The sequence below is a fragment of the Gluconacetobacter sacchari genome, assembly GCF_014174255.1.
In the GTDB taxonomy this organism is placed as follows: Bacteria; Pseudomonadota; Alphaproteobacteria; order Acetobacterales; family Acetobacteraceae; genus Gluconacetobacter; species Gluconacetobacter sacchari.
Genome location: NZ_JABEQJ010000005.1, coordinates 106,601 through 127,161 on the forward strand (window position 1 = coordinate 106,601; position 20,561 = coordinate 127,161).

20 protein-coding genes are annotated in these 20,561 nt (G+C 64.3%); 7 read left to right on the top strand and 13 right to left on the bottom strand.

The window, feature by feature from the left end:
* Positions 1-136: 136 nt before the first annotated feature.
* Positions 137-1,585 (bottom strand): class II fumarate hydratase, encoded by a 1,449-nt coding sequence (gene fumC / locus HLH48_RS05650; protein ID WP_182996520.1) that lies wholly within the window; start codon positions 1,583-1,585, stop codon positions 137-139.
* 232 nt (positions 1,586-1,817) lie between these two features.
* Positions 1,818-2,723, bottom strand: coding sequence for a hypothetical protein (locus tag HLH48_RS05655; RefSeq protein WP_182996521.1), 906 nt, complete (start codon positions 2,721-2,723; stop codon positions 1,818-1,820).
* A 1,545-nt stretch (positions 2,724-4,268) separates the two neighbouring features.
* On the opposite strand from HLH48_RS05655, the gene HLH48_RS05660 reads away from it, so the two are divergent.
* Complete coding sequence (locus HLH48_RS05660) at positions 4,269-4,421, top strand: hypothetical protein (RefSeq protein WP_182996522.1); 153 nt, start codon at positions 4,269-4,271, stop codon at positions 4,419-4,421.
* A 114-nt stretch (positions 4,422-4,535) separates the two neighbouring features.
* Positions 4,536-4,868 carry a DMT family transporter gene (locus HLH48_RS05665; RefSeq protein WP_182996523.1) on the top strand — a complete coding sequence of 111 codons (333 nt, stop codon included), beginning with the start codon at positions 4,536-4,538 and terminating at the stop codon, positions 4,866-4,868.
* A 75-nt stretch (positions 4,869-4,943) separates the two neighbouring features.
* Here the strand turns inward: HLH48_RS05665 and HLH48_RS05670 are convergent, their stop codons facing one another.
* Together HLH48_RS05670 and HLH48_RS23525 are read right to left on the bottom strand one after the other, a co-directional pair.
* Positions 4,944-5,366: a CHRD domain-containing protein gene (locus tag HLH48_RS05670; protein ID WP_182996524.1), complete on the bottom strand. Its 423-nt coding sequence runs from the start codon at positions 5,364-5,366 to the stop codon at positions 4,944-4,946.
* Between the two features lie 37 nt (positions 5,367-5,403).
* Positions 5,404-5,538 carry a hypothetical protein gene (locus HLH48_RS23525; RefSeq protein WP_264812769.1) on the bottom strand — a complete coding sequence of 45 codons (135 nt, stop codon included), beginning with the start codon at positions 5,536-5,538 and terminating at the stop codon, positions 5,404-5,406.
* 301 nt (positions 5,539-5,839) lie between these two features.
* Here HLH48_RS23525 and HLH48_RS05675 point away from each other — a divergent pair, with 301 nt between their 5' ends.
* Positions 5,840-6,067, top strand: coding sequence for a hypothetical protein (locus tag HLH48_RS05675; protein ID WP_182996525.1), 228 nt, complete (start codon positions 5,840-5,842; stop codon positions 6,065-6,067).
* A gap of 16 nt (positions 6,068-6,083) precedes the next feature.
* Here the strand turns inward: HLH48_RS05675 and HLH48_RS05680 are convergent, their stop codons facing one another.
* Entirely contained in the window at positions 6,084-7,058 is a 975-nt protein-coding gene (locus HLH48_RS05680; RefSeq protein WP_182996526.1) for a lysophospholipid acyltransferase family protein, read from the bottom strand.
* A 268-nt stretch (positions 7,059-7,326) separates the two neighbouring features.
* Here HLH48_RS05680 and HLH48_RS05685 point away from each other — a divergent pair, with 268 nt between their 5' ends.
* Entirely contained in the window at positions 7,327-7,479 is a 153-nt protein-coding gene (locus HLH48_RS05685) for a hypothetical protein (protein ID WP_182996527.1), read from the top strand.
* A 218-nt stretch (positions 7,480-7,697) separates the two neighbouring features.
* Positions 7,698-8,105, top strand: a complete 408-nt coding sequence (locus tag HLH48_RS05690) for a hypothetical protein (protein ID WP_182996528.1) — start codon at positions 7,698-7,700, stop codon at positions 8,103-8,105.
* Positions 8,106-8,202: 97 nt separating this feature from the next.
* On the opposite strand, the gene dinB is transcribed toward HLH48_RS05690, so the two are convergent.
* Positions 8,203-9,315: a DNA polymerase IV gene (gene dinB, locus HLH48_RS05695; RefSeq protein ID WP_182996529.1), complete on the bottom strand. Its 1,113-nt coding sequence runs from the start codon at positions 9,313-9,315 to the stop codon at positions 8,203-8,205.
* A gap of 274 nt (positions 9,316-9,589) precedes the next feature.
* Positions 9,590-10,630: an alpha/beta hydrolase gene (locus HLH48_RS05700; RefSeq protein WP_246386957.1), complete on the bottom strand. Its 1,041-nt coding sequence runs from the start codon at positions 10,628-10,630 to the stop codon at positions 9,590-9,592.
* A 395-nt stretch (positions 10,631-11,025) separates the two neighbouring features.
* Between HLH48_RS05700 and HLH48_RS23650 the strand changes: the two genes are divergently transcribed.
* Entirely contained in the window at positions 11,026-13,716 is a 2,691-nt protein-coding gene (locus tag HLH48_RS23650; RefSeq protein ID WP_182996530.1) for a ligand-binding sensor domain-containing diguanylate cyclase, read from the top strand.
* Positions 13,717-13,775: 59 nt separating this feature from the next.
* Here the strand turns inward: HLH48_RS23650 and HLH48_RS05710 are convergent, their stop codons facing one another.
* Positions 13,776-14,357 carry a TetR/AcrR family transcriptional regulator gene (locus HLH48_RS05710; protein WP_182996531.1) on the bottom strand — a complete coding sequence of 194 codons (582 nt, stop codon included), beginning with the start codon at positions 14,355-14,357 and terminating at the stop codon, positions 13,776-13,778.
* An 88-nt stretch (positions 14,358-14,445) separates the two neighbouring features.
* On the opposite strand from HLH48_RS05710, the gene HLH48_RS05715 reads away from it, so the two are divergent.
* On the top strand, positions 14,446-14,841 hold the full coding sequence (locus tag HLH48_RS05715; RefSeq protein ID WP_246386960.1) for a DUF5367 family protein: 396 nt from the start codon (positions 14,446-14,448) through the stop codon (positions 14,839-14,841).
* Here the strand turns inward: HLH48_RS05715 and HLH48_RS05720 are convergent.
* Genes HLH48_RS05720 through HLH48_RS05740 form a run of 5 tightly spaced genes read right to left on the bottom strand, consistent with a single transcriptional unit; the run spans position 14,780 to position 20,545 of the window.
* Positions 14,780-15,787, bottom strand: a complete 1,008-nt coding sequence (locus HLH48_RS05720; RefSeq protein ID WP_182996615.1) for an ABC transporter ATP-binding protein — start codon at positions 15,785-15,787, stop codon at positions 14,780-14,782. The genes HLH48_RS05715 and HLH48_RS05720 overlap by 62 nt on opposite strands.
* Before the next feature lie 53 nt (positions 15,788-15,840).
* A complete protein-coding gene (locus HLH48_RS05725; protein WP_182996532.1) occupies positions 15,841-16,851 on the bottom strand; it encodes an ABC transporter ATP-binding protein in 1,011 nt (336 codons plus the stop codon).
* Positions 16,841-17,815 (bottom strand): ABC transporter permease, encoded by a 975-nt coding sequence (locus tag HLH48_RS05730; protein ID WP_182996533.1) that lies wholly within the window; start codon positions 17,813-17,815, stop codon positions 16,841-16,843. Before HLH48_RS05730 ends, HLH48_RS05725 begins: the two co-directional genes overlap by 11 nt.
* Positions 17,815-18,837: an ABC transporter permease gene (locus tag HLH48_RS05735; protein WP_182996534.1), complete on the bottom strand. Its 1,023-nt coding sequence runs from the start codon at positions 18,835-18,837 to the stop codon at positions 17,815-17,817. The genes HLH48_RS05730 and HLH48_RS05735 overlap by 1 nt, the downstream gene beginning before the upstream one ends.
* Before the next feature lie 13 nt (positions 18,838-18,850).
* The gene (locus HLH48_RS05740) at positions 18,851-20,545 is read right to left on the bottom strand and encodes an ABC transporter substrate-binding protein (RefSeq protein WP_246386962.1); all 1,695 of its coding nucleotides are present in this window, start codon (positions 20,543-20,545) and stop codon (positions 18,851-18,853) included.
* Positions 20,546-20,561: the final 16 nt, after the last annotated feature.

Below are 20,561 nucleotides of genomic sequence, written 5' to 3' on the forward strand. Positions count from 1 at the left end.
TCCCCCTGCGTTAAAAGGGTCTTGCGGCAAAAACCCGCCTGACTCCCCAATCCACGCCAAGACAAGAGCCCGATCGAAGATGCCGCATGGGAAAGGGCCGCCGGATCGCCACCAGCACATATGCGCAACCAGGCTCTCACGCGCCGGCTTCGCCGCGCCCTACCATATCCATCGGCCGAACCGAACGGTCGAAGGTTTCCGCGTCCACCAGCCCGGACCGCAAGGCTGCCTCGCGCAGCGAAAGATCATGCTCCATCGCATCATGCGCGATCGCCGACGCGCGATCATAGCCGATGGCGGGCGTCAGGGCCGTCACCAGCATCACCGATTCCTCGACATAACGGCGAATCCGCTCAAGATTCAGCCGCGTCCCCTCAACCGAGAAGACCCTGAACGTGCGGGCTCCGTCCGCCAGTATCCGCAACGAATGCAACAGGTTCGCGATCACCACCGGCCGCATCACATTCAGCTCGAACTGCCCCTGACTGCCTGCGAAGGCAATGGCGGCGTCATTACCCAAAATCTGGGTACAAATCATGACCATGGCCTCGCACTGGGTCGGATTGACCTTCCCCGGCATGATCGACGATCCCGGTTCGTTCGCCGGCAAGCACAGTTCCGCCAACCCGCAACGCGGACCGGAGCCCAGCCAGCGCATATCATTGGCGATCTTCATCATCACCACCGCACAGCCGCGAATGGCGGACGATACGCGCACCATCGCATCCAACCCTGCGAGGACCGCGAATTTATTGGGTGCTGTGACAAAAGCGGCCCCAGTCAACTCCGCCAACCGGGCCGCGATGGCGCGCCCGAAACCCGCCGGCGCATTCAAGCCGGTTCCCACCGCCGTCCCGCCGGCAGCTAATTCCAATACGCTTCCCCGCGCGTCCCGCACGGCACGCATGGCATCGCGAATCTGGTGCGCCCACCCCGACCATTCCTGGCCGACCGTCAGCGGCACGGCATCCTGTAAGTGCGTGCGGCCGATTTTCACGACATGCTGCCACTCTCGCGACCGGGTCTCGATCAATGCAGCCAGCGCATCCAGTTCCGGCAGCAGGCGCGTATCGATCTCATGCACGGTCGCCACATGCATGGCGGTGGGAAAGGTATCGTTGCTGGATTGCCCCATATTGACGTCGTCATTGGGGTGGATCGGCGTCTGGCTCCCAACCGTGCCGCCCAGCAACTGGATGGCGCGATTGGCGATGACCTCATTGACATTCATGTTGGTCTGGGTTCCCGACCCGGTCTGCCAGACGAATAATGGAAAATGCGCGTCCAGCCGTCCATCGGCGACCTCGTTCGCCGCCTGTATGATGGCGGCAGCCTTCCACTCGGGCAGGCGCCCGGCCTCCCGGTTCACCTGCGCCGCCGCTTTCTTCACCAAAGCATAGGCCCGACACAGTTCCAGCGGCATCCGGTCGGTGCCGATCGAAAAATGGATCAGGCTGCGCTGAGTCTGCGCGCCCCAATAACGGTCGGCCGCTACCGCCACCATACCCAGCGCGTCATGCTCCTGCCGTTCGCCCCGCACGTTCAGACCAACCGGCAGATCGGAATGCAATTGGTATTCGGACATGTCGTCCCCCCGTCACGTCAGAGTCCACCATCGCGACGTGCCTGCGCCGTCACGAGCCGCCTGCGGCACGGTGCCATCCTGTGCCATGCATCGTCTACCAAATCCCCATCACCAATTCGGCACGCGTCCGCCCCACACGTCTCCAGTCAGGCTCAAAGAAAAAAGGGCGACACGTCCAAGACGTGCCGCCCCTTTTCAAACGGAACAGTCCAGCGGCGCAATGCGCCGGACGTTATTGGCCGCGTGCCGCCGCAAGACGGGCCAGACGCACCTGCTTGCGCGCCTCGCGCGCCTCGCGCCAGGAATCGACTGCAGTACGATCTCCTTTTGCCAGACGACGGCTGGTTCCACGCGGGGAAACCGGCGCGACCTTCGCAACAGCCGCCTTTTTGGCGGGCGCCGGCACCTTCGAACCCTTTGCCGGAACCTTGCCAGCCTTCGCGACGCTCTTCACTGGCTCTTTCGTCACGACCTTCTGCGGCGCGGCCTTGCGGCCGGCGGGTAACTTCGCCTTCGCGACCGGCTCCTTCACGACGGGCGCCTTCACTTCGAGCTTCGGCGCCACCTTAGCCGACTTCGTCGAGGTTTTAGGCGCCTTTACCGACGCCGGCTTCGCCTCGGCAACAACGGCGGCACGGGGCTTCACACTCCGTTTCGGTACCTCGACCGGTGCCACGGCAACTTTTCGACGCGGCGGGGCACTCGCCGGCACGACCGGCGCCGCCACAGCGGCAACCTTACGCGCCGGAGCCGCCTTGACCGCTATCTTCTTTGCCGGTTTGGCGGGCTTGCGCGCCGACGTCACGGCTTCTTCCGCGACCGGCCCGACTTTCAATGCCGCGCGCGCCGTTCCGCGTCGCCGCACGGGTGCCGGCACGACAGGCGCGGCAACCGGCTCAGCCGTCACTTTGGTCGCCTTCGCGGCACGGGGACGACGAACCGGCTTTTCCTCAGCCTTGACCGCGACGGGCGCTGCCACGACAGGGGCCGTTTCAATCTTGGAGGCGATTGCTTTGGCCTTTCCGCGCCCGCGCTTCACCGGCGGAACATCAGGCGCCACAGGGGCAGGGACCGGCACCACCACCGTCTCGACGTTTTTGCGGGATTTGCGCCGGGTAGCGTTCGTTTCGTCACTCATTACTATATGCAACCTTTCATTGTCTTAATGGTCTTGCTGATCGACAATCCGTCCAGGACGATGCGCCAAAGTGACGTGATCGGAACCCAAAATCGTTAAAGACCGTTTCCATTCCCGGCCATGGCCCACTCGGGTGTCGGGCAAAAATATCTCTGTTCTTTGGCATCATCTCGGCGTTGTGGCGGCCGCTGTCAAGTCAAAGCACGAACCAGACGTCTTTTTTTCTTGAACGACATCACGGACCGACATCGCCGACCCACATGACAAAAGAGATAAATTACAATTTTTCTTTATTATTTATAGTATTTTTCAAATTATATAGCGGATGGCGCTTCGCGCGTCGTCCACCTCAAAACTGCCGACACGCGAGGTCGCGACTGTCTGGCTCTTCGATATGGCACTGATGCCCCGCGTCGACCGGGAATCGCAGCGACGGGAAATCGTCCATGCAGTCCGGCTATTTTCTCTCTCCACCGCCCCATGAGATACGTTGAAGGTCTGTCCGTCCGGCTGGGTTTCGAAGCCCATCGAACAAGCGATTCATGAACGATATCGCATGGCCGGCGAAGCATGCGTTGGAGCACTCTCCGCCATACGGCCATCGAATGCAGGACGAAGACCGCGATCTCCCTACCACATAAAGCACCGATCACCGCGTTTCACGATCGTTGCTCATGCGATCGACCACCCTTCACTGGCATGGGTAATCCAGCGACCACAAAGATGGACGATAGCACTACGCGAGAACGATCATACAAGCCGCGCCTGCACCGTTACTTTTTTCCAGCATCGCCCGACTGTGCGTCGCCTGTTTCGACTTGCTGCGGTCGAATGACGCAGTCCGACGGACCATTACGGCACACGAAGCTACATTGACGAAGCCGGCCGCCAGGCAGAGCCCGTCTTGAAGAATGCACTGTACATGACGGGATGCCGATATTTTTTCACGGGCGGCACCCACGATCAATCAGATCGCACACGTCGCCGACACCACCCCGACCGTCTGGCCAATCTCGGATCTGGTGCCGGCATTCCTGAATATGGTCACAACTGGTTACGCGATGATCGAATCCGGTAACGATCTGCTTCGCCCGGAGAAAAGGGGGATCGGCGACACCACCATCGCGGCCTGCCGGCAGCGCGGATTCCGGGCGGATATGAACGTGCGACGGGGCATCAACGCATCCCCGTTCCACTCGATGGCACCGGTTGCCACTCCGTTGGGCCCACCGAACCCGGTGAAGCTCATCCACGCTCGGTGTCTACCTGTTTGCCGGTGGGGCTTGCTGGCGACCGCCGGCCTGGATCGTCGCGTCGGGGCGATCATCCGGCGGCTCCGGTGACCGCAGCCGCGGCGGCCATTCAGCTTGACTGTCTGGCCTTGCAACAAGTCGGCCAACCATGCTGCAGGGCAGACCCATCACATACGCATGATCGCCTCCGCAATCACGCATTCTCCGACTTGTGCCGGCCTCACGCCGTCCCAGATCCCTTCCAGGCGCACAGGATTCTCGCGCCGGAAAGAGCTGGAAGGAAAAGCAGGTCATGGACGACAAACGTCTGGCCGGAATACCCGGCGATCATGGATTATCGAATACGACCCGGCAGGTGATCGGCGGCATCGCGGTGGTAGCAGTGCTGGTCGTGGCGATCATCGCCAGCATCATGCTGTCGCCGACGATCATACCCGGGCACTAAGCCACCCGAGCAGGCGGCAGGAATAGCGACGCGGCTTCCCAAGCGGGTTCCGGTTCAGGCATGATTGGTCGAACCGGAACCCGCCGGAACTCCGACCGAGGATTCGTTCGACCCGTGACGGCTTATCTGTGTCTTGCCATGGCCATCATTGCCGAGGTTTTTGCGACGTCGTTCCTGAAATATACTGACCAATTTACCCGGCTCGTGCCGACGCTGCTGACGTTTGGCGGGTACGGAGTCGCGTTCTTCTTCCTGTCTCTGGTCCTGCGGGCCATGCCCACGGGCGTCGCCTACGCCATATGGTCTGGGGCGGGCATCGTCCTGATTTCCGCGATCAACTGGATGTGGCTGAAACAGCGGCTTGACGCCGCCGCACTCGTGGGCATCGCCCTCATCCTGCTCGGTGTCGTCATCATCAATCTGTTTTCCCGCACGGCCGGGCATTAAAGGCTGCCTGAAAAGTCAGCCTGCTACACCTCAAGTGGCGTGCGACTTTGCATGCAGTCTCCGAGTTCTTGCTGATCATTGAATCTGGAGTTGGGCCCGTGCCTCCCCGTCTGGATAAGCGGACGTATGCAGGTTGATATAGACCCGCCCCGCCCGCAGGGCCGCGACCTGCTCGGGCGTCATGATCACCGCGCCATGTAACGGGCTGGAATAGGGTCCCTTGATCGGCACCATGACCCCTGCATCCTGACCCGGGGCGGCGGGCCCATGAAAGTGAGCCGCCATGACCGGACCGCTGAGGCCGCTCCAACTCATGCTGAAGAGCACGAGGTTCCGCTTTTCATTCAACGTGCCTGTCACAGTACCAGCCGGCTTGGTGGTCACACCCGCGCCGGGCACGAAATGACCGACTATCTGGACGGTGCGGGCCACGGCCGGAGGCATGGCGGCAAGCGGCGCAGCCGTCAGCAGGCTGAAGAACAGCAAGGAACGGCGCATGCTCGGGGTCCTTTGTGAAACAGGGTGGCGCTGAGCGTCAGATATCCAGACCAGCCGAACGGTTAAGCGCCGACAGGTCCGGATCGATCCGCGTATCAACAAATCGCGCGAGATGGATGCCACAGGCAATCAACAGACCCGACGCCAGGCTTATCATTCCCAGATAGACCATTATGCCCTCCTGATGGAAACCAATCCGATCGTGTCTGCAATGACCGCCCCTTGTGCCCGAATCATGGCAGGAGGCAGGCTTTTTTTCAGCATCGTTTCCCGCCCGCACGGACCGAACTGCGTCCTCGCATACGTCTATACGCAGGCGAACAGGTAATCCCGTTAACTTAATAAGACGCGAACGTCCGCCAAGGGTGAAAGGTTGCGCCGCTCTTCCGCGCCTTGTTCCATCCGCGGGCGACTGGACAGAGGCCTACCCCCATCCCACTGTTGAAGGCAGCCATATCAAGGAAACCCCAGCCATGTCCCGTTTTGTCTATGATGATGATCGTCCAGCCGACACCGACGCCGGCAAGCATGAACAGGCACGCCGCTTGGCCGAAGCCGCCCTGAAGGCGGAGAATGAGGGCGATCAGGCCCGTGCCGACGACCTGTTCGCCGAAGCCGACCGCACCGACCCGCAGGCGGTGGAAAATGTCCTGAGGGAGTGGCCCGACCATCCCCGCACGCGCCGCCGCGCACGCGGCTGAGCATAATCCCGAACTGTCAGGCTTTCGGACCGACGGTCTCGGCATTCCGACGCAGCTGCGCCGCGCCCTCCGCCACCGCGGTCCATGCCGCCTGAGCCAGCGCCTTCCGGCTGGGGAACGCATCGGGGTCGAGCGGCGGATGCAGGATCACGCTGGCACGCATCGAACGCCATTGCGCCAGTTTCCAGACATGCGGGGCCAGGTCCATGTCGCCGTACCAGGAAAAGACGGGCCGGCGGTGGCGATTGACGTTCAACCCGTCCAGTTGGTCATAGACCAGCGACACCGGCTGGATCAGCGGCGTCATGCCGGGCGCATAAGTCAGCATCGGCGGATCGGTTTCAGCGCCCTTGCGCACAGGCGGCATCTTGGCGATCGCAAAGAAGGCCGACATGAAGGGCAGTACACGCATCCCGTCCGACGACGTTCCTTCGGGGAACAGGACCAGATTGTCGCCTCCGATCAGGCGGCTGACCATTTCGTCACGCTCGCGGCCGGTGGTGCTGCGCTGCCGGCTGACAAAGATCGTCCGTCCGATGCGCGAGACGGTGCCCATGACCGGCCACGCGCTGATATCGCCCTTCGCGACGAAAACTGACGGCAGCACTGTGCCCAAGACTGGAACATCCAGCCAGGAACAATGGTTTGACACATAAATCACCGGACGTTCGCCCCGCGCGCGCGCGCGCGCGCCACCCACCGTCCCCGCCCGGGTGCCGATCAACCGGATCTTCATCGACAGCAGGCGGCACAACACGCCCCAGATCACGCGGGTCCAACGGATCTTCGCCGTGCCGGGTACCAGAAGCAGCAGCGCCTCGAACGAGACCGACGACGGCACCCAGAACGCGATCGCGATCAGGCGCACCGTCGCCCGCAACAGCGCCGACAGGCGGCTTCCCGACGGAAGAGGAAGTTTTTCCTCCGCGTCGGCGCGGGATAGATCGAGCCGTGTGAAGCCCTGGGACGGCGCTGTCCGGCGCGCGCTCATGGACCACCCGCCCCGTCGGGAACAAGGCAGCACCGGATACAGCGAGAAGCAAACGTCATGTGCCGATCATAACCCGGTTGGGAGTCTGTACCAAAAGTCGCGCGCGGCGGGTCCGGATGGCCGCCATCCGCAGGGGTCATGCATCACCAATCGGCCAGCATGTCAATGAAGGCCGGCCGTTCCCGTCGTCATCACATGGCCGACAGGCCGCAAACAGCCGGCCGATCGCGCGTTACGGATTCACACGCACCGTTATCGGAGGGTCATCATGTCGAACGGCACGAAACCGACACCGCCAAAGCCGGACGAAAAGAAACCGGATCCGGTCACCGAGCATGAGGACGCCAACCTGGACGAAGATCTGCGAGACAGCTTCCCGGCCAGCGACCCGTCGTCCTCCGGCCGCACCGCTTCGAACTGAAAGGCCGGCAGGAGCGAACCAGGACGGGGCCCCTCGGAATATCCCCTGTTCGTGATGTCACACCCCCTGCGCCTGGACCGTCCCGATCCCCATGTCATGGACAGGATCCCGCCCGCCCTTCTGGTCTCCGTCATCTCGCGCAGCCAGCGGTCAACCCGCGTTGAGGGCGACCTCACAGGTCGCCCCGGATGAAAAGATGGAAAAAAGGCAGAGTCACCATGATGACAGTACAATCCGGCCTCCCCCCCGGTCCAGGGGTCACCTCTCCAGTACCGGATAGCACGCCCGAGTGGGCAGCCTCCCTTGCCGCGTTCCTCGCTGGAGGCGAGCCGCGTTCCGGCTACGAAATCCTGCTGCATCGCGCGGCCGATATCGGGCTGTACGACGTGGTACGCACCTGGAGCATGACCGACAACCCGATGCCGATCGATCGGATGACGGTACGTCTCCTGCTCCCGCCAGACATACTGGCGGCCGTCACCGCCGAGATGGCGTCATCCGAGGATGAGGTCCTGGCGGCCCTGACGACCGAACTGCCCCTCGCCGTGCGGCGGTACAGCACGCGGCAGCGATTCAACCGTTTCGGTCATACGGGCTGCCATGGCGAGGATCCGGTCCGCCGATAGGCAACCGCCTGACCTGATGAAATTCGGCGACACAAAGCCATGGCATTCCATCCCGCGACCGACCCTGCCGGGGCATTCGCGTCGAATACCCACCCCATCAGGACGCGTCCAGTTCCAGGGTGAACTGCGTGCCGGAAGCCCGCATGTCGGCATTATCGAGATTGGACACAGTCAGTCCAAGCAGGCGCACTCCCATGTCAGGCGGGAAGAAGGGGCGCATCAGGCTCACCGCCATCTCCCGCAACGCAGCCCGAGAAGGCACCGGCACGAGCACCGAGCGCGCCCGGCCGGTATGCCGAAAATCGGCATACCGGATTTTCACCCTCACCGTGCGTCCACCGAGCCCACGCTTGCTACAGGCCTCCCACACCTGGTCGACCAGCATCTCCAGCACCGCCTGCGCCTGATGCCAATGGTGGATATCCTGCTCCAGGGTGCGTTCGGCACCGATGGATTTGCGTTTCCGGTCAGGCTCGACCGGCCGACCGTCCAATCCGCGCGCAATGCCGTGATAGAAAACCGCGGCCCGGCCGAAATGGCACGCCAACCGGTCCATCTCCCACCCACGCAGATCCAAACCGGTGCGGATGCCCAGCGCATGCATGCGCTGGGCCGTCGCGGGGCCGATGCCGTGAAAACGCTCGACCGGCAAGGTTTCGACAAAGCGCGGCCCCATGCGGGGCGTGATGACATACAGCCCATCGGGTTTGCGATAATCCGACGCCAACTTGGCCAGGAATTTGTTGTATGACACTCCGGCCGACGCCGTCAGCCCGGTTTCGGCCCTGATCGCGGAGCGGATCTCCTGCGCGATCGCGGTAGCGGATGGATGCTCGATCAGCGGTTCGGTCACGTCCAGATAGGCTTCGTCAAGCGAAAGCGGCTGAATCAGCGTTGTATAGCGAGCAAAAATGGCATGGATCTGAGCCGAAACCGCCCGATAAACCTCAAAACGCGGCGGCACGAACACCAGGTCCGGACATTTTCGCCGCGCGGTGACCGACGGCATGGCAGAACGCACGCCATGTCGCCGAGCTTCGTAACTTGCGGCTGCGACCACCCCGCGCTGCCGGCTGCCGCCGACGGCCACCGGGCGCCCCCTCAAAGCCAGATTGTCTCGCTGCTCGACCGATGCATAGAAAGCATCCATATCGACATGAATAATCCGCCGGATAACAGCTTCACCGGCTTCCTGCCGCGCCAAGGCCATTCACCCCTGCGCGCCCGAGATTGCCCAAGGGACCGTCCCGGCACGCGGCCAGGACGGAATCCCCATGTCTAGTTCTTGTTGCAAAACACTTTTTTGACCACAAAGGCCAGCGCGGCAATCAATCCAATCGTCACGATACCCTTCACACAGGGGGATTTGATCTTACATTTCGTCGGACATTCAGCCATCGGTCTCACTTCCTTGCATGCGACATCCGGAGCGCGCATGCCTCCCGGGTGCCCAAAGCATTTTATCCGCTTCCTCTCCCTGCTGGCTAGCCCGCGAGCGGACGCACTGTGTCGCACACCGCCGGATCGCCATCGGGCGCGTAGGCCAGCCCCAGCACGTCATGCAGGAAATCGCGGGTGGCCCGGCACACGGCATCGGGAGTGCGCGAGCGCAGCGGCGAGGCAATGACATGGCTGTCCGCCTGCGGAAAATCCACCTGCCGCCGCAAGGAGGCCGGCGTGCTCAACTGCCCGAACATCCACATCATCGCCGGCACCTCGACCGTCGGGTCGGTATGCGCCGGATCGCGGTCGTAATACCCCAGAAAGACCGGTGCCACGACCTGGCGAAAGACCGGCGCGACCATTCGCCCACGCGTCAGTTCGGCCAGGGCGACATAACCGTCGACATGCACATCCCCTGTCCACACCGGCCCCAGCGCAGCCTCATGCGTGACGTCATGGGCATGATTATGGATCAGCCACATCATTTGCAGCCCCCACGGCCAGAACAGCGGATCAAGCTGGTTGCCCCGTTCGCGCACCAGCGGCGACCATAGGACCAGCCCCGCGACCGCTCGCGGAAAGCGGGCCGCCAGGTCCAGCGCCAGGGCACCGCCGGTCGAAGTGCCGATCACCACCACCCGGTCGCCGATCGCGTTGCCGATTGCCAGCGCCCGGGCCGCCCCCTGCGCCAGACGCTCCGCGGTCAGGCCGCGCATCGCGTCGGGCGCCTGTAGGCCATGGCCCGGCAGGCGCGCCAGATAGAGATTGCACCCGAACAAACGCGCCAGATCCGCATGGACCGGCGCCCCCTCGCCCTGGCTGGCAGTAAAGCCATGCAGATAAACGATAGCGCAGGCGGTACGCGCGGGATGCGCCGGATCAGCCCATACAATCCTGGCCCTGGTTCCGGGCCGCAGCGGACCAGCGGCCGCTTCGCCGGCCGCGATTCCGGCCTCCAGAGCGGCGGGCGAGGCTGGTACGTCCGGCAGGGCCAAGGTGCCGTTCCATGGGCGCACGCGCGGCCCCAGCATCACACCCAACGCCAGCATTCCCGCCAACAAACCAAGGCGTCGCCACATCATCGCCGCCTTCCTGCCCGATATCCCAACGTACGTACCCTATACCCCTATACCGAATTATGTTTGAGAAAATAGATCCTCGTTCTTATAATCACAAATATTGCCCAACTTTCTCTCCATCACCCCGCATGCCGCAGAACGGCAACACGGGGTCGTTAGCTGGCCAGGATCTCGATATTTTGTTCATCACGCATGGTCCACCGGGAAAGACGCGTCGCCCGTTCGTGCGCTACCGCAAGATCCTGACCCGGCTAACCTGTCTTCCCTGCTTTTTTGCGCTCATGACGGATGCCTTTTCCGCGCAAGGTCAGACGGTGCCCGCCACGCTCTACGATAGCACAAGCGGTCTTGCGAATATTTCAGTCATATCGGTGCTCCAATTGCCGACAAGGCAGATCGTGGTAGCGACCCAGCACGGATTTTTCCTTTTCGACGGGCGGCACTTCACCCCCTTCGGGCCGCGACAGGGCCTGCCGACCGGCGGCGTCGGCGTCAGCGCCGCGCTGACCAGCCATGGGAACCTGATCCTGGTCTATGCCGACATGATCTATGTCGCGCACGATCCGGCAGGCGCCGCCTCGCCCGACCGGCTCTATTTCCAGCCTGTCGATAGCGGACACGCGCTGGGGCATGACGGCCATCGCAAGATCACGCCCTGGCGCGGCGGCCTCGTCGTGACCGACCGTGATCGCCTGCTGTTCGTCCATGACGACGGCACTGGCGAACACATCACCCTTCTGGCCCGGATGCTGGCCATGCACGGCGATCCGCTGACCGACGTGTCGGCCCTGCGCGCGGATGGCGATACGTTATGGATCGGCACCAGCGACGGTCGCCTGTGCGCCGTATCCGGCCCCACCCTACGCTGCCCGTCCCTGCCACCCATGGCCGAGCCACGCCGCATCGATGCCATCATCCAGGACCATGACGGCACGCTGTTTATCCGTACCCTGCATGAACTCCTCGTCGTTCCCCGCGATCCCGTAGCCGCGCATGTCGAAACGATTCCCCATGCCGGCTCCCAATATGATAATTACCAGCATCTGCTGACCCTTTCCTGGTCTCCGCAAGGCGCCCTGATCACCCAGACCGACGACAGCGAACTGGCGATCCGGACCAGGGAGAACTGGACGACCGTCACCCTGGCCGGCGAACAATCCAACTCGCCGCTGAGCGCCCTGCTATTCGACCAGCAGGGGGCCCTATGGATCGGCAAGATGGGCTACGGCCTCCTGCGCGCCGGGGGATTCGGCATCTTCGAGACATTCGGACGACGCGACGGTCTGGCCAGCGACGTCATATGGCAGATGGCCCGCCAGCCCGCGGGCCCGATCTGGGTCGATACCGACACCGGCATCAGCGCATTGGACACCCGCACCAATCGCGTCGTCCGCACCATCGGCCAGGCCGGCTTCCATATCGCGGCCGACCGCCACAACGGCATCTGGCAGGCAGGATCGGAAGGTGTGAGCGTCCACGACGCGCAATCGGAGTGGCAGCGCGACTATGCGATCAAGCGGGTCAACCATGTCCTGATCGGCACGGGCGACGATATCTGGCTGCTGTCCGATCACGGAGCATGGCTGGCCGATGCCGCCCGGCGCGACCAGGACCCCGTCGCCATTCCCGGCCTGGACCATTCCTATGTCACGGGGCAGATCGATGCGGCCGGAACGGCCTGGCTGCTCGAAAGAGGGCGGCTGGTCGCCCGGCACCCCGACGGCACCATCAGCGTCGTGCTGGCCAAATGGCCCCTGGCGACCTTCGCCCCCTACGCGATCGCCATTCAGGACGAGCACCGCCTGTGGTTCAGTGGCCAGGGTGGCGTCTATCGGCTGACGCATGACGGCGACCGGGTCGACGATCTGACATTCTACGACCCGATGACGGTCGGCAACGACATCCTGTACAGCCTGCTGGTTGACCGCGATGGCCGCATCTGGGCCGGGTCGGATCGCGGCGTGAACGTCTTCGACGGCCGACGCTGGGTCACCATCACCGAGGCGGACGGACTGGCCTCCAACGACCTCGACCAGGACAGCCTGCTGGAGGACGCGGACGGATCGATCTGGCTGGGTACCAGCCGCGGCCTGTCTCATCTTCTCCGGCCGGAGGCGCTGCTGACCGACATCTCCCCGCAACCGGTCATCACCGGCATGGAACTCGGCCAGAACCCGTATCATGGCGAGCATGCGGCCTTCAGCCGCGCGCCCCTGCGCGTGACATTCGGCACCTTGGATTACCGCGACGCACCGCGCCTGCGGTTCCGCTACCGGCTGGAAGGCGCGGACGAAGGTTGGAACGAGACCACCGAAGGATCAGTCCGCTATCCCTCGATGCCGCCCGGTACCCACCGCTTCATGCTGGTGGCCCTCGATCCGGACCGCCATCGGCAATCCGCGCTCGTGACCGCCACCGTCACCATGGCCTATCCCTGGTGGGATCGCTGGCCCGTACGATGCCTGGAGGCAGCGTGCCTGTTGCTGGCCCTCTACATGGCCTGGCGGATCCGGGTCGGGCTGCTGCTCAATCAACGCCGTAAACTCCAGGAGATCGTTGACAGCCAGACCGACCAGATCCGCACCGCCCATCAGGCCCTGATTGAACAATCGCGTCTGGACAGCCTGACCGGATTGCTCAACCGGGGCGCGATCCAGTCCCTGCTGCAATCCAGCCTGGCCGACCGGCCAGCCGACACCGTCCTGATGGCGGTCTTGATCGACGTCGATCATTTCAAACGGATCAATGACGGCTGGGGTCACCTGACCGGCGATGAAGTCCTGGTCGAAATCGGCAGCCGCCTGCGGCAGGGGCTGAACGTCGGTGACGCGGCGGGCCGCTATGGCGGCGAGGAATTCCTGATCGTACTGACCGGTGAGACCGCGACGGCGTCCCGCGTCCAGGCCCTCTGCCGCTCGCTGGGCGGGATGCCGGCCCCGGTCGGCAAGCCGGACCTTGTGGTCACGGTCAGCGCCGGCATCGCCATGGCACGCCGGGAAGAGACATGGCAGAGTCTGATCGCCCGCGCCGACGCCGCACTCTATCGCGCCAAGGCCGAGGGACGGAACCGGGTGATCGAGGCCCCCTGACGCTGCCCCCTGGACCCTGGCCCCTGATCCTGGCCCATGGCGCAGTCCCGCGTCGCCATTCAGCCTGCTGTCCGACCGTCCACCCGCGCCAATGCCTCCGCCAGCCAGGGTCCGGCCGCAGCCGTGCTGCCCGGACAGGCCATTTCCAGCAGCGTCACCCCCTCGACGATCGACAGCAGAGCCGCGGGCGGACAGGGATGATCCGGGTCCGGGATCAGCCGTGTGCCGATCCACGCCGTCCAATCCGCGACCACCGCCTTCGCGACCGTGTCGTACGGCGCTTCGCCGGCGGCGGCGCGGGCGATCACGTCGGTCCATACCCGCATGAACGGCATCATCACCGGATCCCGCCCCAGCGCCAGGACCTCGCCCAGGAATGCGCCCGGCGAAACCGGCGGCCCCACGCTGTAGGCCTGGAGCAGCACGGACAGCTTCTCGCCGATCCGGGCCAGGATTCCGGTAACCAGCGCGTCCTTGCTCCCGAAATAATAGATCAGCATCCGATCGCTGGTACCCAGCCGCCGGGCCAGTCCGCGCAAACCCATCGTGCCCAGTCCCTCGCGCAGCACGAGTTCGGCCGCCGCGTCCGCCAGGGCGTTGCGCCGCCCCAGCCGATCCGGCGCCGCGGAATCATCGCTCATGAAATTCTCTCAAAAAATGCGATTCCGTATTGAAGCGGCCGCTACAGAACGATAGTGTAACAGGCGCTTCATAGAAGGTGAGACACCAATGCTCCGCTTGAATCAGATCATCATTTGCTCCGTCGTGGCATTCCTTTTCTGGGCTCTGGCCACCCTGTTCGTCCATACCGCGCCCGGTAGCCTGTATGGCATGCGCGGCGATATCGGCTTCTTGACCAGCATCCCGGTCGCACTGCTCAGTGTCTGGCTTGTTTGCCGCCTGGCACGGCTGGAAGGCAACCAGATCCTGTCCGGCTGCCTGTTCATCATGGCCGACGCCATGCTGTACGATGCCGTCGCCCTACGCTGGTTCCCGGCGCTCTACGCAGCCGACGACCACACCTGCCGCCTGGCCTCCGCGTGGCTGCTTTGGGGCTACGGCATCAGTGCCTGGGGCGCCCTGCTGCTGGGCCTGTGGCGAGAAAGGCAGGCAGCCCGGGCATGAGGTCGGGCTCCGCCCCCAGCACCGGGTAATGACACGCCACCTCACGTCCATCCGGCAGGCGCCGCAACACTGGAGGATCGACACTGCAACGGTCGCGCATCGCAGGACATCGAGGATGAAACCGGCAGCCGGGCGGCGGCGCGATCGGGCTGGGCACGTCGCCACGCAACGGCGGCGGCAACCCATCCGTGCGCGCCACCGGCTCCGGCACCGCGGCGATCAGGGCGGCGGTATAGGGGTGGGCCGGGTGATGCAGCACGGCGTCGGCTTCGCCCAGTTCGACGATCGCACCCAGATACATCACCGCGACCCGGGTCGAAATCTGCCGCACCACCGCCAGATCATGGGCAACGAAGACATAGGTCAGCCCCATCCGGTCACGCAGATCCATGAACAGATTCACGATCTGCGCCTGGATCGACACGTCCAGCGCCGCCACCGGTTCGTCGGCCACCACCAGACGAGGCGACAACGCCAGGGCACGGGCAATATTGATCCGTTGCCGCTGGCCGCCCGAAAATTCATGCGGATAGCGCGCCAGCGCCGCCTGCGGCAGACCCACCAGATCCATCAGTTCCACCAGCCGACGCGCGATCTCCACGCCGTTGCGCCGCCCGCCGCCGGGGGCGGAATGCACGCGCAACGGCTCGGCCACCAGATCGCCGACCGGCCGACGCGGGTTCAACGCGGCATAGGAATCCTGGAATACCATCTGCATGTCTTGCCGCAACGGGCGCAACCGCCTCTCCGGCATCGCGGTGATATCGATGCCATCGAAGACCACCCTCCCCCCACTCGGCCTGACCAGCCGCAGCATGCATCGGCCCAGGGTCGATTTGCCACAGCCGGATTCGCCGACCAGGCCCAGCACCTCACCGGCCTGCACCGCAAGCGACACGCCATCCAGCGCACGCAGCACCCGCCCGCGCCCCACGCGATAGGTCATACGCAAATCATGCGTCTCGATCAGCGGAGATGACGTTTCGACCGGCAGAGGGGTCACGCGCAAAACTCCGGAACGAAACGTGGCGGCAAAGGGCGCCCTTCGGTCGGCAGAACACAGGCAACGTCCTGTTCTCCGCAGGCAACCAGCGGCGGCCGCACGGCACAGGCCTCATGGACATGGGTACAGCGTAGCGCAAAAGGGCAGCCAGCGGGCCGCTCGTCCGGCGTCGGCGGACTGCCCGAAATGGACGGCAGACGCTTCGGGCGCGGACCATGCAGCGGCGGAATCGAATCCAGCAGCGCCGCGGTGTAAGGATGCCCCGGCCGCGCGAACAGCGCCCCGGTCGGCCCGCGTTCGGCCACCAGCCCGCTATACAGCACCAGCGTCCGATCGCAGGTCTCGGCCACCACGCCCATATCATGGGTGATCAGCAGCACCGAGGAGCCGTAATCCCGCCGCAGCCCGCGCAACAGGTCCAGGATCTGCGCCTGCACCGTCACATCCAGCGCCGTCGTCGGTTCGTCGGCGATCAGCAGCGCCGGATTGCACGATAGCGCCATCGCGATCATCGCCCGCTGGCGCAGACCACCGGATAATTGATGCGGATATCGTCCAGCCACCTGCTCCGGGTCGGGCACTCCCATGTCACCCAGCAGGCGCACCGTGCGCGACCGTGCCTCCTTTCGAGAAATTTTTTGATGCGCGCGGATCTGTTCGTCAATCTGCCACCCTACCGTATAGACTGGGGTAAAGGCGGTCATCGGGTCCTGGAAGATCATCGCGATCTCGCGACCGCGCAGGGCGCGATAGGTCCGTGGCGCCAGCCCCACCAGTTCGCGCCCGCGAAAACGCACCGACCCGCTGACGCGCGCACCCGGCACATCGATCAACCCCATGATCGCCAGCGAGGTCACACTCTTGCCCGATCCGGACTCGCCCACGATGCCCAAGATTTCCCGAGCGCCCAGCGTAAAGGATACGGATTCGACGATCGGCACCAACCGCCCGCCGATGGGCAGCGCCACCGTCAGGTCACGCACCGCCAGCAGCGTGTCACCCTCCATCGCGCACTCTCGGGTCAAGCACCGCATACACCATGTCGACCGCCGCATTGGCGACCACGACGAACACCGCCGAATACATCACCGTGGCCATGATCAGCGGCAGGTCCAGATTCGACAGCCCCTGGTAGGTCAACCGTCCCACCCCCTGCAAACCGAACACCACCTCGGTCAGCAATGCACCGCCCCCGACCAGTTGCGCGAAATCCAGACCGAACAGCGATACGAAGGTGATCATCGAGGTGCGCAGCCCGTGAACCAGCAGCACCCGCACCGGCGACAAGCCCTTGGCACGGGCGGTACGCATGAAATCCTCGCTCTGTACCGCGACCAGATCGGCACGCAGCACACGGCTGTAGATACCCACGAACAGCACCGCCAACGTCAGCCACGGCAGCAGCAGCACGCGAAACCAGCCCAGCGGATCCTCGGTCAGCGGCACGTATCCCAGCCCCGGAACCCAGGAAAACAGCCAGCTTTCGTGATAACGGCTCTGCGTCACCAGATTGACCACCTGTCCCAGCCAGAAGACCGGCGTGGAAATCCCGACCAGCCCCAGCATCATCAGGCCGCGATCCACCCAACTGCCGCGCAGCGCCGCCGCGATCACGCCCATGACCACCGACAGCACCACCCAGATCACGGCGGCCCCCGAGACCAGAGACACCGTGACCGGCGCCGCCTCCAGGATCTCGGGCACCACTTTCTGTCCACGATTGACGTAGGATGTCAGATCCCGCGTGACGAACAGCTTTTCCATCATCCGCGCATATTGCACCGGCAAGGGCCGGTCGAACCCGTATTCCACACGCACCCGTGCCATCGTCTCGGGCGAGGCATTGCGCCCGGCAATGCGCGCCGTCGGGTCCGCCCCCGGCGTGGCGAAGAAGACCAGAAACACCAGTACCGAAATCCCGACGAGCACGAACAGCATCTGGCCCAGACGCCACAGGACACTCGTCACCATCACACGCGCTCCCGTCCGCTGTCGCGCACGTCCAGCGCGTCGCGCATCCCGTCCCCCAGCACGTTCAACGACAGTACCACGATGACGATCGCCAACCCCGGCGCAACAGCCACCATCGGGCGGGTATAGATCAGTCCCTCGCCATCCTGGATAATCGTGCCCCATGACGCGCCCGGTGCCTGCACCCCGATCGACAGGAACGACAACGCCGATTCCACCATCATCGCCAGCGCCATCATCAGCGGCGCCAGCACGACCAGCGTCCCGGTAACATTGGGCAGGATGTCTCGCAGCACGATGCGATATCCCGGCACGCCCAGCGCCCGCGCCGCGGTGACGAATTCCGCCCGCCGCAGCGTCATCACCCGCCCGCGCACCGGCCGCGCCGCATAAGGCACATAGACCAGTGCGATGATGCAGATCGGGATCAGCAGATTGTCGCTGCCGATCGTGATCGGCCCCAGCGTCAATCCCTGGCTGACTGTGACGATGGAAAGCGAGATCGCGAACAGATAGACCGGCACCGCCCACATGATGTCCATGACGCGCGACAGCACCGCATCGACCACACCTCCGACATAGCCCGCGACGATCCCCACCATCCCCGCCAGCACGATGCATAGCGCGGCGGCGCAGAAGGAAATCATCAGCGACGTCCGCCCGCCATACAGCAGGCGTGCCGCCAGATCGCGCCCCTGGCTGTCCGCCCCGAGAAGATCCGCCGAAGCGCGCCAGGTCGGCCCGATCGGCGACAGGCCCAGATGCAGCGGATTGTCGTTGGGCTGCATGATGTCGACAGGGCGCCCGTCGATCATCACCGATCCCGCGACGTTGGAAGTGAACGGATCGGTATGCGCCACATCGCGCGCATAAAGCGGCGCCAGCAGGCAACCAACCGTCACCACCAGCAACACCAGCAGCGCCGTCATCGCCGCGCGGTCGCGCGCCAGCCTGCGCCCCGCACGCCGCCATGGCCCGACAGGCTTGGACGCAAAAGGGGAGGTCGCGGTCGGCGCGGTCATGAAGGGAATCTCCTCAACGGACCCAAACCTGCGAGAAGGTCATGTGATACAGGTCCGTATAGAAATAATTCCCCAGCCTGGACGATACCAGATCGATATAATTGATCCGAATGGCCGGCGCGGCCGGGGAATCACGGGTGACGATCCGCCCTGCCCGTGCCCAAAGCTCGGCGGCCCGCGCCGGATCGGTCGCCTGCTTGGCCGCGTCCATCGCCGCCTGAGCGTCCTTGTCGCAATAGCCGGCGATATTGATTGAATTGTCACTGCCGGGATGAAAATTCTCGCATCCGAACAGAGCATCCAGAAAATTGGAGGCCGAGGGATAATCGGCGAACCAGTCTGTTACGCTGATCTGCACGTGGTTCGACGTATTCTGTATGTAGTTGAACTGCACCGCATGCGCCAATGGCTTGACGCTGGCGTCATAGCCGATGGCCTGGAGCATGTTGCGCAGCCACACGCCCATGCTCATCTCGACGGCGGTGTTCTGCACCACCACCGTCACCTTCTGCCCGGCGGTGCCGCTGGCGGCCACCATCCGGCGCGCTCCCTCCAGATCGGGCCCACGCCAGGAGGATGCCGGATGGTCGGGGTCCGCCCCGATCGTATGGGCACATTCCTCCAGCGCACCGGGGATGCCGGGCGGCACGATGGTGCAGAGCGGCGCGGCCACGGCAGAGCCGCCGTACAGGATGGTCATCGCACGCCGGTCCAGCGCCCGATTTACCGCCTGGCGCGCCAGGCGGTTGTTGAACGGCGGAAGATTGACGTTCATCGGCACATAATACATGCCGTACAGCGCGCGCAGATGGACCTGCCTGGGATAGCGCGCGCCCAGTTCGCCCAGCCGGTCCAGCGGCTTCATATCGAACATCCAGTCATACTGGCCGTTTTCCACCGCCGTCACCGCCGCTTCGTCCGGCAGGCCGAAATCATAGCGGATATGGTCGACATAACCGTCGGGCTGGGCGTCGGCGCTCCAGACGTGAAAGAACGGATTCCGCTCCAGCACCGCGCCCCGGTCCGGATCGTAGCTGACGAACCGATACGGCCCCGTGGTCGGCGCGGCCACATTGCCCAGATCGTGGTCCGGCATGTCCGCCGGCAGAATCGAAGCATGCGGGAAGGCCAGCTTCTGCGGGAATTCGGCATCCGGTTGACTTAGGTGAAAGACGACAGTCCGCGTCGCCGGATCGACCTCCAACCCACCCGCCAGCGTGCATCGCGCCGGATCGCGCAGACAGGCATCCGCCCCGATGATGGCGCCGTAGAACGACCCAGCCGTCGGACTGCCGACGCGAAACAGACGGCGGATCGAGGCCGCGACATCCGCCACCGTGAGGTCCCGCCCGGTTGAAAACCGCACCCCGCGCCGCAGGACGAAACGCCAGGTCCGCCCGCCATCCTCGGGCTGCGGCACGGTTTCGGCCAGGTCGGGCACCACCTCATCGCTGCTCTGGTCGTCCGCCTTGCGAAAGCTCAGCAGCCCGTCATACAGAACCGCGAAAATCTGCGCATATTCCGAGGTATAATTGATCTGCGGATCGAGCGTCCCGCCCGAGGACGATGCTGTCAGCCGCAGCGTGCCCCCCCGATGCGGGCTGCCCAGCGTCTGCCCGTCGCCGACCGGCCGGGCGCTCCCGGGCGGCGCCGAATCCTGCGCACGGGCGGCCTGGCAGGACACACCCACCATCACCGCCAGACTCATCGTCAATCCGGCAAGC